Origin of the sequence: Pseudoalteromonas sp. SG43-4 (genome assembly GCF_014164325.1) — a bacterium.
GTDB lineage: Bacteria > Pseudomonadota > Gammaproteobacteria > Enterobacterales > Alteromonadaceae > Pseudoalteromonas > Pseudoalteromonas distincta.
On record NZ_JACJFB010000006.1, the window covers coordinates 132,332 to 158,707 of the forward strand.

Below are 26,376 nucleotides of genomic sequence, written 5' to 3' on the forward strand. Positions count from 1 at the left end.
ATTTGGTAACACACACAATAGATAACCAAATATTAAAACTATAAATTTGGAGAATAGAGCCACCATGAAATTCAAACATTTTGCGCTATGCGCTATTGCAGCAGCAATCGTTGGTTGTGACACAAACTCAAACAACAATGACAACAACTTGGGCTCTATTGCTCTTAGTGGAACTGTTACAAGCGGACAAACATTAACAGCTGAAGTTAGTGACCCTGATGGTATCTCAGGTGACGTGACTTACTACTGGTATGCAGATGGTGAGGCAATTGCTGGTGCAAATAGCGCTTCATTTACATTGACTGACGATCAGATAGGGTTACCAATTACAGTTCAAGGGCTTTATACCGATGATGGCGGTATTAATGAATCGCATATTACAGAACCAACCGCAGATGTTGCCGCAATCGCATTTCCTGCAAGTTTAACTATTACAGGTGACGCACTAGTTGGTTCGCAACTAACTGCTAATGTAGCTGACGACAATGGCTTTGATGGCGATACAGTAACTTATAAATGGTTTGCAGATGACGTAGAAATTGCTGATGAAGCACTTTCAACGCTCACGTTAACAGACGCACAGTTTGGTACAGTTATTACAGTTAGTGCATCTTTTGAAGATAGCCGTGGGTTTAACGAGTCTGTAACTTCAGCCGGTACAGAGGTTGTCGCACGAACAAACTCAGAAGGCGAAGTTACAATTAGCGGCACGCCAACTGTTGGAAATACTTTAACAGCAGAAATTAATGATACCGATGGGGCGACAGGAGATATCACTTATCAATGGCTTGCTGACGCACAAGAGATAGATGGCGCAATAGAGAGCACCTTTACAGTTGATGCATCACTTTTAGGTCAAAAGGTAAGTGTTCAGGTTGCTTATACAGATGATAATGGGTTTATCGAGGATAATACATCAGAGGAAACAATTGCTGTTTCTGCTGTTGCGGTTGACGAAGCCGGTAGCGTAGCCATTATGGGTGTAGTGCCTTATTTAACAAATGGCGAGTTAACCGCTGAGATAACTGATAACAACGGCGTTGAAGAGGCTAACGTTACTTATACTTGGTCTGCTGATGGCGTTGAAATAGCTGGGAGCAATAGTAAAACATTTACGCCTTCTGATTACGCTGGCTCAATAATGTCAGTAAAAGCCACGTATACAGATAATGATGGCTTTGCGAGTGAGGTTACAAACTCACTTGATACATTGGTTTACACACAATTAGTTAGTAACCCTGAAGCACTCCTTGGTGCTATAAGTGGCGGTTTAGCTGACGGTGATGTTATTGGTTTAAACACGGGTGTTTATGCTGATATGGACGCAATTTTATTAACCAGTGCAGTCACGCTTCGCGCTGTAGAAGGTCAAACTCCTGTACTTAGTGGTGAAGTATGTGTGCATGTAGCTGCTGGAGTAGATGGCGCTGGGTTAACAGGGCTTACCTTTAAGAATATAGATACTAAAGCGGGTGCATTTTGTGAAACCGAAGAAGGTGCTGTTATTTACTCAGAAGGGGATAACTTTACTTTTTCGCAAAACACGATGGATGGAGAAGAAGCAACGCTAAACAACTCTACTTATCATTGGTTAATGCTAAAAGGTAAAGGCGCTTTAATCGAACGTAATACATTTTCTAATCGTAATTTTGCTGAAAATGGCTCCGTGATTAAAATGGCATCTGCAAGCTCGGATCACGTTATTGAATATAACTTGTTTAGTGGCACTAGTAGCAATCCAAACTTTGACAATTCTAGCTTACATTTAATTAATGTTGGCAGTACAACGGCTAGTGGTGCAGCTGATAACGCAAACTTTACTATTCAATACAACCGAGTAGAAAACTTTGTAACGGGTCGTCGTTTAATGCGAGTGCAAACATCGGGTGCAACCATCAAAGGCAATACAATCGTAAATCCTAATGGTGGTATTTCACTAGAAGATGGTGGCTTCAACAGTGTTACAGATAACATTATTATTCGAACTACCGATATTGCAAGCTCTGATGATCGCCCAGCGGGTATATTAATCACACCACTTGGTCACACTGTGAGTAACAACTACATTGCAGGTATTCGTTCTGGCAATAAAGAAGCGGGCGGTATTGTATTTACGGCAAATCCATTTTCGCAAGCTGACGGCGGTGTGCCAAACTCGGGTAACCAAGCTGTACTTGATAGCGCTGGCGACTTTACACTAAATGTAACAAACAATACGGTTTTGAACTCACAGCAACCTATTGTATTTAGTACGGAAATAGGCCCTAAAGCACCAACAAGTGATTGTGATGAGTTAACCGCAGCGAATGCGCCGGTACTCTATGGGCTGACCAAAAATGCGTTTGTTATAAACTTTAATGGAAATTTAATTGCAAACGGTTTAGGTGATCAAACAGACGCAGATACAATAAGCAGCAGTGCTAAAACTCAAGGCCTATTTTACCCAAATACACTTGATAGTGACCATGCTTTTGAATATGACTGTGACTTAATTAATCATGATAGTTCGGTGCTAAGTAACAACTTTGGTTATATGGATAGTCGAGTATCAGGCGATGCAAGCGGTGACTGGGTTGAAATTAGAAAACTAAATGGTAATGGCGCATTCGATACTGATGGTGCAATTGACCAAGACCCAGCAAATAACGGTAAAGAAGTGCTTGAGTACGTTACAGCAGCAAGTACGTTATTAGAAACTGACCCTGCAGGCCTTCAGGCAGAGGCAGGTGCTAAAGGTCTTCATTATATTCAATCATCTGAAGTAGGTGTTGGATCTACATGGAAAATACAAAACGATTAAGTAACCAATTAATCAGTTAACTTTTAAAAGCCCCAAATTTGGGGCTTTTTTATTATTTATTAATAATCACCACACTTTTCTCAACCTACATAACTCATTTATCGACTAGTTTAGAGCTGTTTATATTCTAGTAAAAAACCTGCCTGACCTACTGGTAATGCCGTTAAGTTAAAATTGGTATACCTTATGGTAATATTAAAACGTCAAATTGGTTGATCATCGTGCTGGGTTTAAGTATATTAATGCCAAAGGTCACATAAAATATACATCAGCATAACAAGCTAACACACTAAAATCACACAACAACAACCAGCGGAGAATTCAAATGTCGTTGAAGTCACGAGATAACAATAATTCTACAACAGGGCAGTTTGCAATGCGCCCAGTTGCAAAATGGGTAAGAACAGCGGTCATCGCAGGTATGGCAAGTTCTTGCGTATTTACAGCAAGCGCACAGGAAGATCAGGGAAAAGCGACAGAAGTTGAAGAAGACGTTGAAATAATTAGTGTTACAGGTACACGTAGAACGATACAAGATCAAATAGCAATTAAACGTGAAGCAACAACGGTAGTTGATGGCCTGTCATCTGAAGATATTGGTGATTTACCAGCACTGTCAATCGGCGAAGCACTAGAATCAATTACAGGTGCTGCATCTCACCGTGAAAACGGTGGTGCTACAGAAATCACTATCCGTGGTCTTGGTCCATTTTTAAGTGCAACACACATTAATGGTCGTGAAGCGACTAATGGTAGTGGTGACCGCTCAGTTAACTTTTCGCAGTTCCCTTCTGAACTTGTAAAAAAAGTAGCGATATATAAAACGCAAGATGCGTCAATGATTGAAGGTGGTGTTGCAGGTGTTATTGCACTTGAAACTATAACTCCACTTGATTTTGGCAAACAACGTGTATCAGCTGAGGTTAAATTAAACTATAACCCAGACGAAGGTAATGTAGATAACTCGCTGCAAAGTGACGCGGGTTACCGTGGCACGTTTAGTTATGTTGATCAGTTTGAATTTGATAACGGCCAAGCCGTTGGTGTGTCTTTTGGTGTGCAGCGCCAAGAAATTAGTCAACCAGAGGCTGAATACAGAAGCTCTAGCCCATCAGGTTCTTCATTATGGGCATGTTTAAACGATCCGACTAATACCAATGAAGGTTTTTATCGCAGCAGCGCAGGCGACTGTGAAGACCAAGTTAATGGCAGTAGTAACCAAGGTTACGATACAGAAATTGATCCAGAAACAGGTAAAGCAGTAAGTGATGGGACTCCTTATGCTTGGACTGGCAGTAGCCGAAGCTTTCGTCAAAACGAGACATCTGATGAACGTGATGCAGTATTTTTTGCACTGCAATACCAACCGTCAGCTGATTGGGATGTTAACTTTGATGCACAAATTTCAGATAGAACACAACAAGAAGCACGCCACGATTTAATCTTTTTACAAAAACGTGCAACACCAGGTGTAACCGGTCCAACACTTGTAACTAACGATGTAGGCGGTATTTTACATTGGGAAGGTGAAGAGCGTATTGAATCAGCGGGTGAGCAATTTTCTCGTGAAGAAAACTACCAAGGTTACGGCATAAATATAGAACATACAGTTACCGATAGATTAACTGTTGACTTAGATTTAGCGTATTCAAAAACTGAACGTGAAGAACTTCAAATATCTAACCGTGGTAGAACATCAGGTCGCAATTTCTTTTCTTGGGATATGGGCGATGAAATTCCTCATTTCACACTGACAGATTTTGACGTAACAGATATTTCAAACTTTACAGATAGCCTAAGAACACGACTTGACCGTGAAAATGTTCGTGAAAACGAAGTTATCTCAGCGCGACTAGATTTTGACTATGCGCTAGATGGCAACGTTTTTACAAGTATTCAAGGTGGTATTAGAACATCTGAAATGACCTTCCTACAGTATGGTGGTAGCCAAGGTAACGGTTCAAGAAACGAATTTACACTAGACTCTGGTACTGAAGCGCTTGACGTATTACAAGGTTGTCAAATCGATTTCCCTGAATCAGGCTTTTTATCGAGTGTATCTGATGGTGATATCGTAACAAATATTGATAGCGACGGTAACGTTGTAGCTAGCGGTACAGGTTCATCATGGGCTACATACGACAACGTATGTTTCTCACAAGCTGTAGCTGGTTCTAACGCTGATGGTGTGTTTGCTTACCCAGAAGTGGAATATGAAAATGCAGGTACAATTGATGTAACAGAAAAAACAACATCAGTGTACTTAATGGCTAATTACGATACAGAAATGTTTGGTAAATTCATTCGCGGTAACTTTGGTCTTCGTATTGTAGACACAGATGTAACTTCGATTGGTTTTAGAAATAGCTTTGATGTTGTAACAAGTGATACCGGTGTACTGTCTCTAGTTGAGTCTGATAACGGTTCACTGGATAAAATAAAAAGTGGTGGCGATTACACTAAGTATTTACCAAGCTTTAACCTAGTTATTGATTACAGCGAAGATATTTTATTCCGAGCAGGTATATACCGTGGTATGTCACGCGCAAATCCATCTAATTTAGGTTATAGCCGTACATTCCAAGAAGATACAGAAGGTACAGCAACATCAATTAGCGATTTATTAGTGGGTGTAAATGGCTCTGGTAACCCGGACACTCAACCGCTTATGTCGTGGAACTACGATGCTGCGTTTGAATGGTACCCTAACGAAGATTCAATCTTAGCGTTAAGCTTATACTACAAACAGTTCAACGGTGGTTTTCAACAACAAACAGTAATTGAAGAGTTTACTGTTGCCGGTGAAACTGTTTCATTACCAATTACTAACTCTGTTACATCAGACGAGGACAGTGAAATATTAGGTCTTGAAGCTTCATTTTCTTACCGCTGGGATAATGGCATCGGTATGAAATTTGGTTACAACTATGCAGACACTGACTTTGAGTTCCAAGATAGCTTATACGGCGATACGTTTGTTACTGATGTAGACGGTAATACTACACAATTAACTGACGGTATTGTTGAGTCGGCTTCAGTACCTGGCTTCTCAAAGCATGTATTTAGCAGCCAGCTGTACTACCAAATTGGTGGGTTTGATACTGCCGTTATTTACAAATATCGTAGTGAGTATTTCCAACCATATACTACAAATGGTACTCGACTTCGTTATGTTGATTCTGTAGGCGTATGGGAAATGCGCGCATCATACAAAATTGATGAGCACTTTAGAGTTAAAGCAGAAGCAATTAACTTGTTCAGCGCACCTAAATCACAAGATTTCTTTGTTGAAGGAAACTTAGGTGAAGTGAATGACTACGGCCCACGCTTATTCTTAGGTTTAAGCTACAAGCTGTAATAATAGTTAAACATTAAATCTCATTAAAAAGGCGGTTTTACCGCCTTTTTTTGATCCCTAAATTCTTCAATTTTATATTTTCAATAACGCTAATAAATAGTACTCAACACAGTTTGCTTTCTAATAACGCTTCTTGACTGAAAAAACAAATTGGTTAACCAATAATGCCATTTATTAAGTGCGTACAACATCATCGGTTTCTCTTGCCTAAATTATTTCATTTTTAAAACACTAACTCTTTTAACCCTTGTAATTGATAGCTCAATTTCTAATTAAATTTAAAATCAATAAATAACATGAACTTAAAATCTACTTTATGATTTTAATTTAAAGGTTAGGTAGGTTTTTCTATTTTGGTAATAACATATTGCATAATATTTGATCTAAATTCATTACCAAAAGGTTGACCTTTTTATGGTTGGGTGTAAATATAAAGTTAAGGGTTTGTAATAATTAAGGGCTTTTAATAAAAACAATAAAGTAGCTGGTTAAACATAGCATTTCACACACACAGGAAAAAAACTATGAGTCACAAGTTATCTAAAATTACACTGGCAGTTATATCGGCAACCGCACTTGGTATGTCTTTGTCTACACAGGCGCAAGAAGCTCCAAAAAAAGCTGCAGACGATCTTGAGGTTATTGAGGTTTCAGGCATTCGACAATCGCTTACAAATGCGCTTGCACAAAAGCGTTCAGCAGATAGCCTTGTTGAGATTATTGAGGCTGTCGATATTGGTAAGCTACCAGATCAAAACCTCGCAGAAGTACTTGAAAATGTAACGGGGATTCAAATTACCCGTGAAGCAGGGGTAGGTACGGGCGTTCAAATTCGTGGTACCAATGCTAATCGTACAGAAGTGAACGGCGTATCAACAGTTGGCTCTGGGTCTGGGCGAAGTGGCATTAGTTTTGAAGATGTATCAGCTGCAATTATCTCCGGTGTAGAAGTAATTAAGTCACCTGAAGCAAAAACAATCGAAGGCTCTGTGGGCGCAACAATAAACCTTAAAACAATTCGCCCGTTACAGTTAAATGAAACTCTAGGCTCAATTAGAGTTCAAGGTGAAGATAGTAGCTTATCAACAGATGGTGTTACTCCTAGGGTATCGGGTGCTTGGGGTGATAACTGGGAGCTTGATTCGGGCGGTAAGTTTGGTGTTGTATTTAGTGGTAGTTACAGTGAGCAAGACGTAACCGCATTTCGTCCTCGTGCTGATAGAGATAATTCGGTAGCCGCTGATAGTGGTGCTGCAAGTGCACAATCGTTTGATTTTCTACCAGTACAATTTTTGATTCAAGATTACGATAATTACGAATACGAGACAAAAAACTTCGCAGGTACATTTGAATATGCACCAAACGATAATATGAAATTCTTTTTTGATGCAGTTGTTAACGATCAAGAGCGCCGCCAAGAAAGCTCAAGAGTACAAGCATCTGGCCTAAGTGATCTTAGAAATGTATCAATACCGAGTGAATTTGAAACAGTTAATTTTGGTTCTCTTGACGGACAAAACCTAGGCAGCATACAAGCGGCCGTAAGAGGCGTTATTCCGGTTGAAGACGGTGGTGGCGATCCTAATTTACGTTTTTCTAGTGATACTAATTCACGCATAACAAAAAGCAAAATATTTAGAATAGGGGGCGAATGGCAAGGCGATAGATTATTTGCAAGTGTTGAAGCCTCAACCTCTCGTTCTGATTCAACTACACCAAGCTTTAATACAACGCTTAATTTTATAAATCCAAATGTCGCTACTAATTCGTCAAATGAAAACGGTACTCCTTTTGAGTATGATCTTACAGGTGATGCACTTACATTTGGTATTGCAACGGGGGAGGCAAACGCACCAACAATGGCTCAATTACTCGACCCTGCAAATGTTGTTCTACGTGATGTAAACCAAGGGCAAGACGAGTCAGAAAATACAGAAGATGCGTTTCGTACAGATTTTACATATTACTTAGATGATGTAATAACGTCAGTCGATTTTGGCTACCGCTACAGCAAAACGAGCAGTATGTCGGATCAAGTTCGCTCTAACGTTGGTTTAAGAAATATGGCTGATAGTCCAACGGGTGATTTATTTGCACAATTATTAACAGCGGGCCCAGATAACTTTAATGATGGTGATGGGCGAGCACTTTATATTCGTGATTTCTTACTTATAAACCCAGAGCTTGCATCCTCTGATCCACAAGCTGTATTAGCAGCACTTAACCAAGCGATTGAAGCTAATAATGCTATAACGGGTTCTGATCGTGGTCCAATAAGTTCACCAACGTCTCAAGTAAATGCGTTTTTTGATATTGAAGAAGAAACACATGCCTTATATGCACAAGCTAATTTTGAGTATGGCATGTTTCGCGGTAACTTTGGCTTACGTTATTTAGAGACTGAAGTTACATCGCTAGGTAACTCTGTTACTCAAGATGGAAGTGGCAACGAACTGGTGACTCAAGTAACGTCAAAAGGTGATTACGATTTCTTTTTACCACGATTTAATTTAGCCGCGAATGTAAGTGAAGATGTGATTGTTCGTCTAGGTTGGTCAAAAGATATCAGACGCCCAGATTTTGATGACCTATCTACATCCGTTACGTTTGGCACCAGCCCTAATAGTGCAGTTTCAATAGGTAACTCAGGCTTAGAGCCAGAAGAAGTAACCTCTTTCGATATATCCACTGATTGGTATTTTGCACCCGCTGCTTTATTAAGTGTGGGGTACTTTCATAAAACACGTAGCGATTTGCACGTTACACAGCAAGTTGACCCATTTGAAGACCCAAGCACAGGCTTTCGCGATACAAATGGTCCAGAATGTGAAGGCGGCGGCATATTTAACCCAATTGCTGACATAAACGTATTTGGCCCAGATGCTGGCGTAGGGTTATGTGTACCAACACAAACTACTATTAATGATTCTGGTGAAACAACACAGCAAGGCATCGAGCTTGCAGCTCAATACGACTTATCAAATTTTGAAAAAGAGCTAGGCTGGGCATCAGGTTTTGGTGTAGTTGCTAACTATACCTATCAAGAATTTTCTGGTGGTGAATCATTTGACACCGCAACGAGTCGTGCAAATGCTGTTTTTGCATTAACAACCGGTAACCCGGATACAGACATAAGTGCTAAGCAATCACTCATTGATCTGTCAGAAAACGCATATAACATCACATTCTACTATGAGAAATACGGTCTATCTGCTCGAGCGCGTTACACGTGGCGCGAAGGGTACCGTTCAACTGACTTTGGTAGTACCTCGAGCTTCCCATGGGGTTTCCCTGTTGTACAAGAAGACAGAGGGCAGCTTAATGCCAGCATAAGTTATGATGTGAACGATCAGCTAAATATCGGTATTGAAGCCGTTAACTTAACTGAGTCAGAAGTTAGCCAGTCTTGTGTAAACGAAGGTGCTTTACTTTGTTTCCAAGGTATTACAGACCGCCGTATTACATTTGGCGCAAGCTATAGATTTTAAAGGTTATAGTTAAATCGAGTCTATAAGTGTGTGTATTTAAAGACGCTAAAAGCAAGCCACCTGGCTTGCTTTTTTTTAACTATAATTAGTTAACATTTACAAAAATGATTTATTCCACTTTGTATTTTACTTATCAATACCGTTACAGCGGCAATGTCTTGCGACACTGCCACCAGTAATTATACCAACCTGCACAAATCTTTGATCAATTTAACGAATTAAATTGCACTATAACGTCGTTAAAAATTTTTTATTTAGAACAACTAGATACAAAAATTTTTGCCTAGTTCTAGCGTAATTTTCTTAACGTTAAATAGACCCCGTATATAAGCAGATTGGTATTATTATCGAGATAGTATTAAACCAATACCTTTATTTTTTAACCTTACCCTTAAGAACATAAATTTCACCATCGAAACTGCCTTGTATCGTCAGTCCTTGGCTTGCCAACTCTTGCAAATATTCAACATGATCATCAGTGATATGCTGGCCTGGGACTAAAAGCGGAATGCCCGGTGGGTATGGAGTAACTAAACCTGCACAAATGCGGTTGTTACTTTTGCTAATAGGCACAGATTCGCGGTCGCCATAAAAAGCATCGCTTGGAATACACGCCAAGTCTATGGCTGGTAAATTTTCAGGTAAGCGAGCTCTACGCGTCGATTTCGATAGTTTTACTTTACCGCTGTCTAGCTTTTTCAATGCATTGTACAAACGAATTATTTTTGAGCGTGTGCCGCCAAGCGTCAGTAAAACCAAAATGGTGCTGTGTGTGTATTTTTCTATCTCTAGCCCAATTTCATCCAGTAGATATTTATGAATATCTTTTAATGAGTAAGGTAGCTCACTAATATCAATAAGGATCTTTAATGGGTCGTGGCCCATATTATCACCACTAAAATGCGGGAATATTTCCATAAAGTCTTGCTTAGCTAATACTTTAATTTGCTTAAGCGAGGCCATCTGTTGTTTAAACTCTTCAACATGATTTAGCAGCGCATTGAGGAGCTTATAGCCTTCCATCTCTAATTGCTTTTGGCACACGTCAAGCGATGCAATAAGCTGATATTTAGGCGATGTACTAGCGTAGATACTATAAATCTCTCGAAAGAAATCGGCATCAAAATCTGGATCGTTAATATGAATATAAGACGCTTGAGAAAACGCCGATACTACTTTATGCGCCGAATGTGTGATGTAGTCAGCCCCAGCATGTATTGCAGAATAATGACGAAAGCTAGGATGAAACAAAGAGTATGCAAACCAGGCTTCATCTATAAACACCTTGATACCATATTGATGAGCATAATCTACGACTTGTTTCAGGTCGCTAAGTAGGCCATCGTAGGTACAACCGGTAAGCACTAGTAATTTAGCATCAGTATTGTTTTCAATTGCTAACTTGATGTCGGCCAACGACGGTGGCGCGAAAATACCATATTTTGGATTTAAAATACTCGCCAAATAAATGGGGTAGCTAGCTGATTGCAAGATGCCATAGTGTACTGATTTATGGCAATTACGGTCGACAATTACTTTATCTCCCTTGCGCAGGAGTGTCTGCAAAATGATTTTATTTGAGGTAGATGAACCATTTGTAACAAAGTAGGTGTGCTTAACTTCAAACGTCGCCGCTGCTGATTCTTGAGCGCGACCAATGGTATTAGTGCTGTCTGACAATGAACCTAGCGAGTCTACCGAAACCGACAGGTCGCCAACAAATACATTGCGGCCGTAAAACTGATAAAAATCTTTGATGTAAGGTGAGTTTCTAAAGCTAGAACCCCCACTATGACCCGGTGTATGCCAAGAGTCGTTTGCTTCACCAACGTAACGACGATATGCCGTCCAAAATGGTGTTTCAGAGCGGTCGTCAAAATCGTTAATCATATAACCTAAAATAGCTTCTGGGTCAGAAATCACTTCATCTTTAAAAAAGAATGATTCGATTTCTTCTGATTCGTTTACGATCTCTAGCCCTTTAGTGTCGTCGCCAATAACATAAACCGGTAACTCAAGACGAATTGCCTTTAACTCCTCAATAAAGCGGCTATACATCCGCTCACCCACTTTGTTGTGCATATCCCAACTGAGAACTACGGCTTGAATATCACCATCTTCCTCTACACATTCCAGCGCGCGTTTAAGCTCAAGGCATTCAATAATATCGATATGAATATCGTCTCGCTCAAAGTTAGGAATAGTCTTTGACAGATTCGTTGAAAGCCCTTGTAAAGTGGCTGGGTCTTGCTCAATTATCAAGATACGAAGTAGAGGTAGCATAGAGGGTTTCGCAATATAATTTTATAATGCTCACTAGCATAACCAAAGGAATGTAACTTGTGAAATTAATACTTTGATAATGTTCTAATAATTGTTCTATTTCATTGGCTACTACAAATAAGAGGCGCAATGAAATTCATGTGTTTTCTGTTTCCATCGTAAGCATAAAGATTTTGATCATTATCAACGACAATATACTTCCCTTTAAGTTTTATACCACTGCAGTATAAAAATCATACTTATTTGATGGGCAGTTTTGTGCCATTGTAGGTCGAATAAGCGAAGCGCCATCCGACACAGTAAAATACCTTACCAATTATTATCAGCATTTTATGTTGTCGAGTGGCTGGAGAGTGCCATGAGCGGACGGTGGTAACGCCCCAAGCAGGGGATTTCAAGAGCGTTTTTCAGCGAGTAAAATTCCCTCTGACTTGGCTTGTTAGGTTGCTGGTCTACAACAAACACTATTGAGCCTCGACGCTGTGATAATCAGCTGATGTTTCATAACAATTGACACACACAACTGACATTTTATTAAAGGCTCGAAACTTCTCAGTCATACCATCTTCTTCATCAAACAAGGCTTCACATTTGGAACACCACGCTTGAAGGTCATTAGGTTCGCTAGAGTTTTCAATAAAGCCTACAGGTACACCTTCTGGTTTCAACAAATGGCAACAGACGACGGCTGCAACTCGCTTACCATGTTCGCCACAATCAACATACATTGGTTCAATCTCAGTGCTCATATGCAAACTAACAACTTTATCAGAGGACACTTTTCCTTTTTTAGCGCGAAAACATCCTTATTTTATGAGTTTCTATTAATAGCAAATAGTGTAAGTTATTGCCATCTATAAATATTAAGCTTAGGAAAGGTTATTTTACTATGTGAAAAAGAGGGAGGTTTTCACTTATTCTTACTAAGTTAATGACGACTCACCTGAATGGTCGGTTATCGCTCTTTGCCGAAGTTCGGCTTAGTGCCATCAGCAGACATTGGTAACGCCTCGTTATACGCCAAATGCACTTATCTAAAAGCTTTAATTGCCTCATTAAGCTGCACATCTTTTCCGCTTTCAATATTCTTCACATCAAGTAATACAAATTCATGATCTACAGGCAATCCAATGTTTTCATAATTATCCCCATGAGAATTGAGATATCTTTCATTTGATAATGTGATCCCCCAACCATTGGGCAAAGCTTTTGTTAACGCATCGCTAAAAGCTCCGTAGCTTCTTTCACCAATAAAAGTAACGTTGCCTCTTGCTTGTAAACCTAAAAGAAATACTTCAGCCGCACTAGGTGTTTTTTGACTAGTTAGAACAACAATGCTTCCTGTGTAATGATTAATTTTTGATGGGGCGACAACAATTTTTTGAAGTTCACTATAACCTGTCGATGTTTTAAATTGTTTCCCCCCCAAGGCTAATTCTGAATCTATTAAGTAAGATAAAATAGAAAATGCTACTAAGTCACTTCCACCCATACTAAAACGTAAATCAATAATTAAACCATTGCTTTGTTGGATGATAGGCGTAAATATCTCCATAACCTCTTTTGTTGCTTTTACGTCATTATTTGAGAAATCATCAAAGTTACTTATTTTTAAATAGGCAATATTTTGAGGCGTTTTTGCTAAGGTAAAATTATCGTGATATTGAAGAGTGGAATAGTTTTTATCAATGTAATTGATAATGTTTTCCTGAGACTTTTCAATTAATGCGGTATGTAATTCCCAGTAAGTTGAGTATTCAGGGTAGTTTTCTGAGTGCGCTTTTAATTCATCCCAAAATGACCACTTTCTTGGTGAGTAATGTGAAAGCCTATCAAGATCTTGATTGAGTAATATGGCATGACCGTCGCGTAATTCTTTAAGAAAGTCATCTATGATACTAAATAGCTCATCTTGCGTAGTTTTTGAGGTTATTCTTTTTTGCCAAAGTTTTCTCTGCTCAACCCAATTAATATTTTTATCTTTTGAAAATGCATAGTGCTCTTCAAAATTATTCATTAGAACGTCAAGAACAATATTGGCATTAAATTCATAGTTTTTGTCTTTAATACTAACAATTTTTTCGGATTGACATTGAGCGGGTAAACTATCTAATTTCGTTAGCTTTAACGGAAACAAACCACCAAAGTTAAGTAAGCGAGTATCTTTATTCACTTTTTTTGTTTCTTCAATGAACGAGATTTGTGCAAACTCATCGGTGATAAAGTGGTTTTCCAAACAATGCTTAGTTGTTAAATCAAAGGCTGTTGTTTTATTGTCCACAGTATGAAAAACGTAACCATAACCTTGGGTTTTCCAAGTTGTCTCAGTGGAGTTCGCAGAATTAATGGTACAAAGTACGGTGAGTAGAAATAACAAAATCCCTTTATTCAAAGTTTACTCCTAATAGTGAATCACAACCGAACTAGACTAAGCGTAGAATGCTGTCTTAAGCGGCAAATTGCTGTTGGCTAAAAGAACTGAGGTCCACCATTTTTAAAATTTGTAATTAATAGCTGATTTTACTGGTCGTCCACCTTAGGGCATGTTGTTAGGCAACGCTTTGCGCTATATTGCCCCGTAACCTTTTTATTTGGAATAGACTTACAACAATAAAACTAATGCCTATGCCTAACAAAAGCAGACTTGGTAACCATAAGGACATAAACCCACTTATTACAGGAGCTTTAACATTACCACCGCTATAAAGAACGGTTACTTGCTCTTGTTCTTTATAGCAAGCGGGACTACAACCATAATTAGACTCAAAAGTATGTTGTTTTTCAGTTTCATCCATGAAGCTTACTACAGGATATAGCGAGTCGTCTTTTCGAATTAACTCAATTACAGTGCCTTTTGCTGATAACGCGTTGTCGATAAAATCTGACGTACTTTTAGTAATATACAAGCCACCCAAAAACATCAGAACACCAAGTACCAGATACATATATCCTATCTTAATGTTGTTGTTCATTTTGCTGACGATACTGAACATACTTGAGTTACCTAAAAATTTAATAGTGCGCTCATCGCGCATATTTCTGCCGACTTAATGCTCATTAATCTACTTTATATAGTTTTAACAAATTACCTAAGGTATTAGTATTACTAAGGTTTCTAAAATTTTTAAGTGAAATTAAATGAACTAATATGTGCTTATCGCTCAAGGCAGCCTATAGTTACTCTGTTTTATCTTTAAACTCACACAAGTCTTCAATAATACAGCTGCCACATTTTGGTTTACGTGCTACGCAGGTGTAACGCCCGTGTAGTATTAGCCAATGATGTACGTCTACTTTAAATTCTTTTGGTACAACCTTTTCAAGCTTTTGTTCAACAGCTACAACATCTTTACCCATGGCAAGCTTTGTACGGTTAGATACACGAAATATATGTGTATCTACGGCTATAACAGGCCAGCAAAAGGATAATAATAGTAGATACTTATATTGTATTGATTTACACTGTATATAACAACAGAGGTGAATCAAAAACATGAATAAGCATACTACTTTAAAACCATTACTCTATAGTTATATACGCTTTTCTACAATCGAACAGGCTAAGGGGCAGTCTTTAAATCGGCAGCTTAGTTTTGCTAAAGAGGTTGCTAAGGAAAAAGGGCTTGAGCTTGATGACTCATTATCAATGCGTGATATGGGGTTAAGTGCGTTTCATAAAACCAATATTACCCGGGGCGCTTTGGGTATATTTTTAGCGGCGGTAGAGCAGGGTAAGGTACCGGCGGGTTCTATTTTAGTGCTTGAAAGTTTGGACCGCATTTCTCGTGCTGCGCCGCTTGAAAGTCAGGGCATTATTGCACAAATTATTAATGCTGATATTACGGTGATCACGGCGGCTGACCGTAAAGAGTATAATAAAGAAACCATTAAAAAGAATCCGATGGATTTGGTTTATATTATCCTGGTGTTGATACGGGCCAATGAGGAAAGTGAAACTAAATCTCTGCGGGTTCGTTCTGCGTTGACTAAGCAATGTGATGATTGGTTAGCCGGCAAACGTGGTTTTAGGGTTAAGTGTGGTAAGCCGCCTAGCTGGGTAGTGTGGAATGATGATAAAAAGTTATTCGACTTCGATCCGCACAATAAAGCTATTATGCTGCGTAAGCTTGAATTATTTAAAAAAGGGCACGGCGGTATAAAAATAGCTGAGCTTATTAATGCAGAGTTTGGTGCGGGTACTGTTCACCACACTGGGGCTAATGTTTATAAAGAGGTAAAGCGCCGTTCGTTAATTGGTGAGCTGAATGTAAAAGTAGGCGATGCTGATTACGTTCTTGAAGGTTATTACCCGCCATTAATGAGTAAAGTTGAGTTTGATTTTTTAGTCGCAGATTCATCTAAACGAGGTGCTACGAAACACACACAAAAGTTTGTGGGGATTTTATCGGGCGTTGGTGTATTTAAATGTGGTTGTTGTGGTAAATCGGTCGGTTCGCATGTTGTTTATCGTAAAAAGTGTATTGATGAAGTAAAAAGTAGCCATAAGCGCTATGGTTGTGTTGAAGCTAGGCGCAATAATAACTGTACAATGAGTTCTACAGTGCAAATTGAAATGGTTGAAAGTGCTGTTGTTAAGTTTTGCCAGGATAAAGTAAACCTGCAACGTATATTGCTAGGGGGCAGCGACCGCGAATTAATTAATACTGAAGAATCAGCACTGGTTGCGCAGCTTGAAAAAATTAATGACGATATAAACTCACTTACAGAAACGCTTTTAATACTTGAGGGCACGCCACCACAGGCGATAGCTAATAAAATATCAGCCCTTGAAACACAAGCGCGTGACATTCAAACCCAAATAGATACCAGTAAAAACAAGCTTGCTAAAATTGACCACTCTTTTCGTGATGAAGTAACAGACCGCTGGTTATCGCTTACTAAAAACCTTGTAAAACTTTCCAATGACGAACGTTTAGCTATTCGCCAGCTAGTTAAAGATACTTTTAAAAGCATCAGTTTACAGCTAAATACATTTAGCGGCGATAAAGGTGGCCTCAATAATGTTTTTGAGCACCTATTAGGTGCCTCAAATGCTGACTACTTTGAGCTTTTACTGGAATTTCATAATGATAAGAAGCGTTTGTTGCGTCTGCATAAACATACTGGTGAGCTAGTTAGTGGTTATGACTTTTGACGTAATTACGAAGTGGCCTGACGCAAGTTTACCCTTGCAACAGGCCATATTCAATATTATTTAGTTGAAGGGCTTAGTTATTTAGGTTCTTTAAAATAATTAGGATCAATACTTGTAAACCTGGCACAAAAGGTTTTAATAATATGATCTAGCATTGCTTCAAAGACCATTAACTCAACAACCATACCTGACTGAATAATCTTACCTTTATTGGTTATTATCGCTAGCGCATATCCTTTTTGCATTTGCAGTCCATTATTATTAGAAGAAATAATTTGCATAGAAACCTTTAAGTTATTAATAAAAGAATTGGTTAGCTTGAAGGCTTAATTAATCAAACTAACAGTACTATGATAACTATTTTCAAAATTTTTCAAAATTTAGGGATGTTTTGGATATTTTTCTGAATCCCTCCGCTAAATGGGGAGTTAGATTGCATCTTGATTAAAATTCAGAGAAAAACACAAAAAATTTTTTAGATAAATAGAGAATTAAGTAATGTGTTTTGTATATTTATCAGGAAATTATTGAAGTTGGTTTATTAATTGTTCAATACTTATTACTGATAGGTAGGCTCAAGTTACTCTTCACGCTGAATTGTCTAAGCACTTAAAATATAGGTTTACTTTCTGGACTTTTTAATAACCACGACTAAAACTATTGTTAATACGGTCGCAGGTAATAACCAAATATATTCCGCCATATTATTCATCCTCAAGGTTGTACAGTGATATTCCAACATTAATGATTTTTATTATTTTTGCAAATTAAACCAACAAAACGCAATTCTTCACTTTTACCCATTGCATGGCCCTAGTTAATTTCAGGACAATTAACGAGGACAAATCATGAAAAATATTAAATCTCAATTTATTCGCCAATACGTTCGAGCCAGTAGATCTCCGTGGGATGACTGCTCTACAATTTTATTGTTAGCAGATGTAGTTAATGAACAAACATTAGAGTTAAATTTCAATAATTACATCTATTTACATAGAGATAGCGTTGGAAAAATACTTGGCATTAGTATTTCAAATAGTATGTTGGAAAAAAATCCAAGTTTTGAGAATAGGTATTTAGAAGGGCACGACATGACGCTTTTTTTACTTATCTACATAGAGCAAATAACACAGTTTTGTGAGCTGTTCTCTGAAGAGTTCCAGCAAATATTTATGCAAACGCCAACTACATTTTTTGCAGCAACAGAAAGTGATTGGGTCGATATTATCGACAATGCATAACCCCCTAAGCGAACATTTGTTCGCTTTTTTAAAAATATTTTTCGTAAACCGTTTTAAATACCCATGCCTGATTTTATTTACTAATACGTTATCGATTTTGATAACAAAACACACAAGGATAGTGAAAAAATGAAACATACATACGTATCAACATTGGATTTTTTAAATTTATTACACTCATTTAGCCGAGTAATCACCGCTAATGACCACCAGATAAACTTATTAGAATTACGCAGTGATAATGCGAATTTAGATGAGCTGTGGGAGGTTATTGGCCCTGAAATTACAGCGAATAAAACACTAAATGAGTTTGCTATGCGAAAACTTGCTTATGAGCTCATGCACAGCCTAATTAGCCACCCAGTAGAGCGTGTGGAGCTGCCGTGTGACTTCGAGGATGATGTTTATCCCTAGGGTCTAATTGAAAAAATTAACGATTGAAACTGAGGTCATAATGGTTATTTTCAAAATCAAAATAACAGCCTAATCATATCTCCCAAAATATGCCTGAATCATTATTTGCTGATTCGTTGCCCTAACTGCAATAGCGTTTAATAGGGCATTTTACTCAGTTACTGAGTATCAAACCTGGGAGGGGGTCCTGCGCAAATACAGGGTTTCGTTACGATGCCTCAAAAGCGAGGTCATTGTAATCATGTTTGGCAAGGCCATAGGTCAAATGCACAAGGGAGGTAGATTTATGTCTATCTCCCTTTTGCGTATTTCAGTAAGTCAGTTCACTCAGTAGTTTTATTACAAATGATAGTGGCGGGGTAAAAAAATAAAAAATAAAAAATAAAAAAATAATTAATTTATTTTTTAACCGTCAGAAATGAATTAATAAATTTATAAAAGTTGCAAATGTGCCTGTATTTTTATTTTTTCTATTTTAATACTTTTAGAGGGGGTTATCTTATTGAAATTAAATAAAATATTTACTGTTTTGGTGGGCAATTTATATGTTTATTGTGGCATTTTATACGAAATGAGTAGGCAATTTATACGGTTTAGGGGGCCATTTTCACTGTAAATAAATAAAACTTTTTTTACCAAAAAACTTACCGAAATTTCTTTTATTCGTTGAGCCGCGGTTAGCATAACAGCATAAACTAGAAATGAGGTAGAGAAATGAGTAGTAAAAATTCTCCAAGAATTGTTTTCGGCAATAAGCTGTTACATGCGGGTTATTCGCTCGATATTAATGAGCAGCGATTAATAAATCTCGCGCTGTCTAAAGTAAACTCCAAAAAGTCTAACCCAGGAAAAATTCTGATTTATCCAACGGAATATGCCAAGTGTTTCGGCCTGAGTAAGTACAGCGTTTATGAGCAGCTGAGTTCTGCCGCAGAGTCACTCAGAGATAAATCTGTAAGCATTTTAGACGATAGCGGGCAGTCGCTTTCAATTCCTTGGGTGAGTAGCGCTTCATACGAAAAGGTGAAAAATCAAGGGTCTTTCATTACACTTGAGTTTTCAGAAGAAATCGAGCCGTATATTTTTAATATAGAGAAAAATTTCACAAGGTTATTTTTTCATAACACAGTAAAATTAAACAGCCTAGCATCATTTCGGTTGTATGCACTCCTAAACGAGGTGCGAAATTATAAAAATTACAAACGACAGGGCGCGGTAGTTGTGAATTTTCAGTTGCCAGAGATGAAACAAAAATTATTTTTATCTGAATCATATGGAGCATGGCGCGATTTTAAAAACCGCATCCTGTTACCTGCTATTGAAAAAATTAATGCCCACACAGATGTACGCGTAACGTTTAAGCCTAAAAAAATGGGTAACTGTATTACTGCCATTGAATTTTCCTATTTTACTCAATGCTCTAGTGAAAGTGAAGAGTTTGCTAGGCCAAGACTATCTCGTCGCCCTAAAGTCAATAAGGGGTCGCATGCTGAGGGTGTGTGGGCTCGGGGAAACCTCAATCGATTAGGAAATTATGAGCTATCAAACCAAAACGAAAACCCCGCTTTTAGATTGGCAAAAGCAGATATAAGGCGCTGTATAACGTATGCAAAAATCATTGGTGACGATGAAGCTAAGATTTTTTACTCTAAACAATTGAATAAATAAAATAATCATGATGTCTCAATGTTGATACTACTGCATTACGAGTAAAACATTTTTTCAATTTCAGAGCACAATTTAGTTCGGTATATTATTGAGGCACGCAGCAGCTCAGCATCGCTCTCACTGAGAAGTGGTGCTCGTGTCTTCTTGTCAAAACGTTGCGGCATTTCCTCAAATAGTTGTTCGTGGAGTCGTTTAATGTCATCAAAAATTTTGACCGATTGAGAGAATAAAAAAATCTTACTGTAATCGTTTTTTTTTAACGAGGCCAAATATTTTAGTAAAATGACCTGTCGTGCCGTTTTATTTTTAAATGAATGCTCAATTTCAACTGCTGCAACAGAGCCATCTAGGAGTCGCACAGCACCATCCACAGTTCGTGCATCAGATAGGTTATTAATACGTTTAAATTCAGGCTCGGTAATGAATCCACTCCACATTGGGGCGTACGTTTCATCACTGTGATAATTATGTATACCGCGCAACATTACAAATGCGTTTATAAGGTTGTGTGCTACATTATTTTGGTTGAACTGCAGAGCAGGGTTTTTATTACTCCTAAAATACACGTCGATGCCCATTAACTCCTCGGCAAATTTGGCAGCAGTATAGGTAGGCACATAGACGCGACCATCTGGACTGCGGTGTGTTTTTACTACACGCAGTAAACCATCTTTTTCTAGCCTGTTTAGGTGTTCCAACGCGAGGCGATGATTAATGCCGTAGAGCCAACGCACAATGCCTGGTGTAACAATAGAAAACCGAATTGCAATAAGCACCGAGACCTTGGTTCTGTTAACCCCTTTTTGGTGGTTATTTTCGCCTAGATAATACCGCATATTAATATCAAAATAGCGAGGGTAGTGAGTATGAAGCGGGTTTTTCGTTTCTAAATCTTTTGATGGTTGCTGAGTCAATTCAAAAATCCTTTTGGTGAGTTAATTATTAAAATTAACTAGCACCGCAACACAAAAATTATCATCATTTTATAATTATATTGCCGTTTTTCATTCCGAGATGCTCTGGCAGCATGTACGGAATGATTGTCGCGATAATTATCGCAACAAAAGCCGCTTTCAGCGGATGGCCTCGTCGCTTCGCTACTCAACCATAGGTCTAAAACGCCCGTCAGCTCTGGTGTTGCTCCGCAACGAGCTGGCTCAACGCGCTATCGCGCTAGCGTTTTATACCCAGCGCGAATGCACCGAGCTACGCTCTGTACTGACCGCCATACTGCCGCTTCAGACAATGCGATGGGTGCCCCATTATCCGCATTTTTCTTCGCTTTTATTTTCTGACGAAAATTATGGTTCGATATCAATTTGTGCCAAATTTTAATCGAATTTCGCTGATGCGAAACACTATCGCGGTCAGTACAGACCAGCTGTACATTCGCGCTTTCTCCATGTGTCTACGGCTTCGCCTACACCACATTACGCGCTTGTTGGCCTCATTCTGAGGCGCTATTTTGCAGTTTTTCGTGCCGAAAAATGCGATCTAAAAACCTGTCTTGCAGACAAAAGCCGCCTTCAAATTAAACTTATTAATAAACTTTTTAGATAAAGAGGAGAGGGTTTTTACTAAAAAAATTAAGTGAAAATAGAAGAAAAGTGAATGCCTTATTCAAACTGTTTGTTGCTGAGCTGCGCAGTCAAACAAGTTTGTTTTTATCACGAAATCATTAAATTTGAAAGCATTAATTAATGATTATTAAGGTTTAAAAATGAAAAACGACGCTAATGATATTGCTATTAATCCAACAACAGGACTACCTATCACAAATGCCAGTACTAATATCGTAGATGTTGGTGGCAATGTGGTGGGCCAGCCAGACAGGGTAATGACTGTTTATGAAATTGAAGAGTCGATAGGTGACTCTATAGAACATGATTCTTTTGATGCTTTTGATGACGGTTTTTAATGTCCAAAATTTTAAAGGCTTTTAGCCAATATCGAATAGAAATTACCTATTCGATTATCGCATTTAGTGGCTCAGCTATATTGTGTTTACAGTTCCAATCCACTGAAAACTTCGCTTGGTTTATCGCTCTAAGTTTTTTTTGCACTAGAATGATAACAGGTATCTATAACTACGAATATTATCGAAAAAGTAACACCCCAAGCATGAAGGTCATGCTTAAGCATCTCCTTATTAAATTTGTATAACCCTTGTTTATTTGTCCTAAACGCAAAGCGCTCTGAGTTAATCAGGGTGCTTTTTAGTTTTATATGTATGTAAGTTACTGACCAGCCAGCCTTTAAGCTAGTTAAAATATTTTAATTCGACAAATATCAACGTATAAATTATGAAATATAAGATATCGGGTTTGGGTTTGTGGGTACCATCACTTAAGCTGATTTTGAGTCACAGATTGAGAATAATAACTACAATTTGAAGCAAAGTAGGGCACAAAAATTGATATTTTTTGATTAGAGCTTAACTTTAAATTTAGAGTAAGAGTATTTTCAGTTAGTGCCAGAGTAGGTCGGATAAGCTAAGAGCCATCAGGCGGAGAAAAACACTTTATCAATTATTATTTTATCGAGTGGCTGGAGAGTGCCATAAGCCGACCTTGAGACACATAAAGATTAAGACTGCAAAGATACGAAAGCGGAAGTTAGCTTTGGCCTGTTTAACGACAAATATTCCGACAAAGCAGTCATGACTATTAGTTTATTGTTAAATCTAATCTTTCTTTTCGTTCATCTACTCAATAACCCCACGCTAAACGTGACTTTAGCGTGGGGTTAGAGTTCACAGTCATTTTATCTGGATAGCTCTTTTATTTTTTTCTCTGAAAACCAGCGATATAAAACAGGTAAAACAAATAATGTTAACAGTGTTGCAGTTACCAAGCCGCCAACAATAACACTCGCTAAGGGGCGCTGTATTTCTGCACCAACACCATTAGACATTAACATCGGTATCAAACCTAAAGCTGATGTTATAGCAGTCATAAGTACAGGTCTTAATCTTGAAGTAGCGCCTTCAAAAACGGCTTTAGATGCTTCTAGACCGTCTTTAATACGTTGGTTGATACTTTCTACCATAACGACCCCATTCAATACCGCTACACCAAATAAGGTAATAAAGCCAACGGAGCTTGGTACAGACAAGTATTGTCCAGATAAATATAAGGAGAAAACTCCGCCAATTACAGCAAGCGGCACGTTGACCAATATCAGCATAGCTTGACCAACAGAACCAAAGGCAAAGTAAAGTAGTAGTGCGATTAGTGCTAACGATAAAGGTACAACTATAGCTAACCTATTTTGAGCACGTTTTTGACTTTCGAACTGGCCGCCAATCGAAACAGAATAACCTGAAGGTAAGTCAACCTTTTCAGCAATTACCGTTCTGATATCGGCAACCACGCTTCCCATATCTCGATTTTGTACATTTGCTTGGATAACGACTCTTCGTTGTACATCATCGCGTCTAACTTGTGGTGGGCCTGACTCAAATGAGACTGAGGCTACGTCACCCAGTCGCACCCAAGCACCAGTAGGTGATTGAAGCCGAATATCAGCAATAGCTTCTTTGTTACTTCGGTACTCTTCCTCTATGCGAACGTAAATATCATAACGTTCATTACCATTGATTATTTGTCCGGCTTCAACACCACCAATACCATCACGCACAACCTCCATTATGTCACTCACAGACAATCCAAAGCGCGATAGTTCTTGCCTGTTAGGACTTATCACCAATTGCGCTTCACCAGCAATTTGCTCCAATGCAACATCCCTTGCACCTTCAATGTTTTTAATTGCTGTTTCTATTTCTTGACCTTTAGCCGCCAGTACCTCAAGTTCAGGCCCAAACAACTTTATCGCCAACTGAGCCTTAACACCAGATAGTAGCTCATCGACACGAGTCGCAATAGGTTGAGAAAAGTTGAGTAGCAACCCAGGGAATTCTTCTAAAGATCTCTCCATTTTTCCTTGAAGTTCATATCGATTAGATGCACTGGTCCACTCAGAAACAGGCTTCAACCCTATGTAAATTTCGATGTTATTCACAGGCTCTGGGTCTCCACCTATTTCTGCTCGACCAATTCGGCTTAATGCATAGGTTACTTCAGGGAAAGCCATTAGTTTTTCTTCTAGAATTGGTGCCACAGTGAGCGCGGTATCTAAACTGGAAGAAGGTGCAAGCGTTGCTCTTAAGTTTATCGTCCCTTCTTCTAACTCAGGTACAAATTCAGTACCAATTAATGGAACTAATGCAAAGGCAGAGAAAACTAATATAAGTGCGGCTGAAATGACTAATTTGGTGCGTTTTAGTGCGAATGTAAGCCCTTTTCTGTAGAGTTTGTCTAATGGCCTAAGAACAAAGCTTTCCCTCTCTTTTACACCTGACTTAAATAAATAAGTAGCTAAAGCGGGTACAACAAACAACGCAACCACAATAGCAGATATAACAGCTAAAATGATGCTTATTGCCATAGGTTGAAATAACTTTGCCTCAACACCTTCAAAGCTAAATAAAGGCGTAAATACGACTAAAATAATAGAAGCTGCAAAAAATACGGGACGAGCCACTTCTTTACCCGCATTTTGAAGACGTAACTTAATACCATGCTCATCTTGTTCTACATCATGTGGATCAGTATCAGCACTAGGCACTCTTTCTTTTACAGTTTTTAAATGGGTAGAGTCTGGTCTATTTAAATGCTTAAACATGTTTTCAACCATCACGACTGAACCATCAACTAGCATACCAATGGCTACGGCAATGCCACCCAATGACATAAGGTTTGCAGAAATGCCCCACCAAGCCATGATCATTAACGCGATACCAATTGAAATTGGAATAGATATTAGGACAAGGAAGGTTGCACGTATATTCATTAAAAATAGTGCTAATACAATACAGATGAAAATAAATGCTAGTAATAGTGCATCAACTACTGTATCAACGGCTTTTTCAATCAAATCAGCCTGATCATAAAATGGTTCAAAGCGAACACCTTTAGGCAATGCTTGATTAATTAATGGGATTCTTGCATTGATACCATCAATGGTGGCTTTAGTATTAGACCCCATGCGTTTTAAGACAATGCCAGAGACAACTTCACCTAAATTTTCGACTTTACCGTCTTCGGTTTTGCGCGTCATTGTGACAGCACCTTGACGAATTTCACTGCCCATTTCAACTTTAGCAATATCCGAAACCGTCACAACTGTCCCATCAACTGTTTTGACGGGAACTTGTTTGATATTACTAATACCAGCGTCACCACTTTCAAACCAACCTGCACCTCTAATAACAAGCTGCTCTTGCCCACGGTTCATATACCATCCGCCAACATTGGCATTGTTGTTATCTAGGGCACCAACAACGTCTTCTTGCGTTAGGTTATAAGAAAGAAGCTTAGATGGATCTACATTTACTTGGTACTGCCTAACAATACCTCCAAAGGAGAGTACATCAGTAACACCATCGACAGGCATAACGAGTAATTTTACTACCCAATCATTGAGACTCCTGAGTGCCATAGCATCATAGCCTGCATCTTTATCTGAAATAAGAAGGTACTGAAATACTTGGCCTAGCCCTGAGGTGTTTGGCCCCATTTCGGGTGTGCCGACACCTTCTGGTATCAGTTCTTTTGCGGCTTGAAGACGCTCAAATACAAGTTGTCTTGCAAAGTAAATGTCGGTGCCTTCTTTGAAAACAACCGTGACGCCAGACAAGCCTGTTTTAGAAATTGAGCGCACTTGTTCTACATCAGGTAAGGCATACATGACCGCTTCAATGGGGTACGTAATGAGTTGTTCAACTTCTTCAGCAGCTAGTCCTGGCGCTTCAGTATTTACAGCAACTTGAACATTAGTAACATCAGGAAAGGCATCTAAATTTAGTTTTGGTATAACCATAATTGCGCCGACAATTGTGGCAAACAGCGCAATCAAAATCAGGAGTCTATTATTAACAGACCAATCTATTATTTTATTAAACATAGTCT

15 protein-coding genes and 1 pseudogene are annotated in these 26,376 nt (G+C 38.6%); 8 read left to right on the plus strand and 8 right to left on the minus strand.

Going from position 1 to position 26,376, the window contains the following annotated elements:
• Positions 1-64: 64 nt before the first annotated feature.
• From H5160_RS08135 to H5160_RS08145, 3 genes are all read left to right on the plus strand, one after another.
• Positions 65-2,800: a poly(beta-D-mannuronate) lyase gene (locus tag H5160_RS08135; RefSeq protein WP_182737201.1), complete on the plus strand. Its 2,736-nt coding sequence runs from the start codon at positions 65-67 to the stop codon at positions 2,798-2,800.
• Between the two features lie 325 nt (positions 2,801-3,125).
• Positions 3,126-6,158: a TonB-dependent receptor gene (locus H5160_RS08140; protein ID WP_182695297.1), complete on the plus strand. Its 3,033-nt coding sequence runs from the start codon at positions 3,126-3,128 to the stop codon at positions 6,156-6,158.
• 524 nt (positions 6,159-6,682) lie between these two features.
• Complete coding sequence (locus H5160_RS08145; protein ID WP_182737202.1) at positions 6,683-9,646, plus strand: TonB-dependent receptor; 2,964 nt, start codon at positions 6,683-6,685, stop codon at positions 9,644-9,646.
• Between the two features lie 372 nt (positions 9,647-10,018).
• On the opposite strand, the gene H5160_RS08150 is transcribed toward H5160_RS08145, so the two are convergent.
• From H5160_RS08150 to H5160_RS08170, 5 genes and pseudogenes are all read right to left on the minus strand, one after another.
• Entirely contained in the window at positions 10,019-11,929 is a 1,911-nt protein-coding gene (locus H5160_RS08150) for an aminotransferase class V-fold PLP-dependent enzyme (protein ID WP_182737203.1), read from the minus strand.
• 464 nt (positions 11,930-12,393) lie between these two features.
• Positions 12,394-12,678: a hypothetical protein gene (locus H5160_RS08155; protein WP_007587265.1), complete on the minus strand. Its 285-nt coding sequence runs from the start codon at positions 12,676-12,678 to the stop codon at positions 12,394-12,396.
• 281 nt (positions 12,679-12,959) lie between these two features.
• On the minus strand, positions 12,960-14,321 hold the full coding sequence (locus tag H5160_RS08160) for a S41 family peptidase (protein ID WP_182737204.1): 1,362 nt from the start codon (positions 14,319-14,321) through the stop codon (positions 12,960-12,962).
• A gap of 157 nt (positions 14,322-14,478) precedes the next feature.
• A complete protein-coding gene (locus H5160_RS08165; protein ID WP_149602384.1) occupies positions 14,479-14,964 on the minus strand; it encodes a DUF3592 domain-containing protein in 486 nt (161 codons plus the stop codon).
• A gap of 142 nt (positions 14,965-15,106) precedes the next feature.
• Positions 15,107-15,355, minus strand: a pseudogene (locus H5160_RS08170) (endonuclease III); the annotation flags it as partial.
• Positions 15,356-15,422: 67 nt separating this feature from the next.
• On the opposite strand from H5160_RS08170, the gene H5160_RS08175 reads away from it, so the two are divergent.
• Positions 15,423-17,084 carry a recombinase family protein gene (locus H5160_RS08175; RefSeq protein WP_002962286.1) on the plus strand — a complete coding sequence of 554 codons (1,662 nt, stop codon included), beginning with the start codon at positions 15,423-15,425 and terminating at the stop codon, positions 17,082-17,084.
• Positions 17,085-17,161: 77 nt separating this feature from the next.
• Here H5160_RS08175 and H5160_RS08180 read toward each other — a convergent pair whose 3' ends face one another.
• On the minus strand, positions 17,162-17,365 hold the full coding sequence (locus H5160_RS08180) for a hypothetical protein (RefSeq protein WP_002962287.1): 204 nt from the start codon (positions 17,363-17,365) through the stop codon (positions 17,162-17,164).
• 567 nt (positions 17,366-17,932) lie between these two features.
• Here H5160_RS08180 and H5160_RS08185 point away from each other — a divergent pair.
• The 3 genes from H5160_RS08185 (at position 17,933) to H5160_RS08195 (ending at position 20,407) form a co-directional block, all read left to right on the plus strand.
• On the plus strand, positions 17,933-18,325 hold the full coding sequence (locus tag H5160_RS08185; RefSeq protein WP_010558040.1) for a hypothetical protein: 393 nt from the start codon (positions 17,933-17,935) through the stop codon (positions 18,323-18,325).
• Positions 18,326-18,454: 129 nt separating this feature from the next.
• Complete coding sequence (locus H5160_RS08190) at positions 18,455-18,739, plus strand: hypothetical protein (RefSeq protein ID WP_002962289.1); 285 nt, start codon at positions 18,455-18,457, stop codon at positions 18,737-18,739.
• Positions 18,740-19,453: 714 nt separating this feature from the next.
• Positions 19,454-20,407 (plus strand): replication initiation protein, encoded by a 954-nt coding sequence (locus tag H5160_RS08195; protein WP_002962290.1) that lies wholly within the window; start codon positions 19,454-19,456, stop codon positions 20,405-20,407.
• A gap of 35 nt (positions 20,408-20,442) precedes the next feature.
• On the opposite strand, the gene H5160_RS08200 is transcribed toward H5160_RS08195, so the two are convergent.
• On the minus strand, positions 20,443-21,321 hold the full coding sequence (locus H5160_RS08200) for a hypothetical protein (RefSeq protein WP_002962291.1): 879 nt from the start codon (positions 21,319-21,321) through the stop codon (positions 20,443-20,445).
• Between the two features lie 806 nt (positions 21,322-22,127).
• Between H5160_RS08200 and H5160_RS08205 the strand changes: the two genes are divergently transcribed.
• On the plus strand, positions 22,128-22,325 hold the full coding sequence (locus tag H5160_RS08205) for a hypothetical protein (protein ID WP_002963063.1): 198 nt from the start codon (positions 22,128-22,130) through the stop codon (positions 22,323-22,325).
• Between the two features lie 845 nt (positions 22,326-23,170).
• On the opposite strand, the gene H5160_RS08210 is transcribed toward H5160_RS08205, so the two are convergent.
• Positions 23,171-26,371 (minus strand): efflux RND transporter permease subunit, encoded by a 3,201-nt coding sequence (locus H5160_RS08210; RefSeq protein WP_004588883.1) that lies wholly within the window; start codon positions 26,369-26,371, stop codon positions 23,171-23,173.
• Positions 26,372-26,376: the final 5 nt, after the last annotated feature.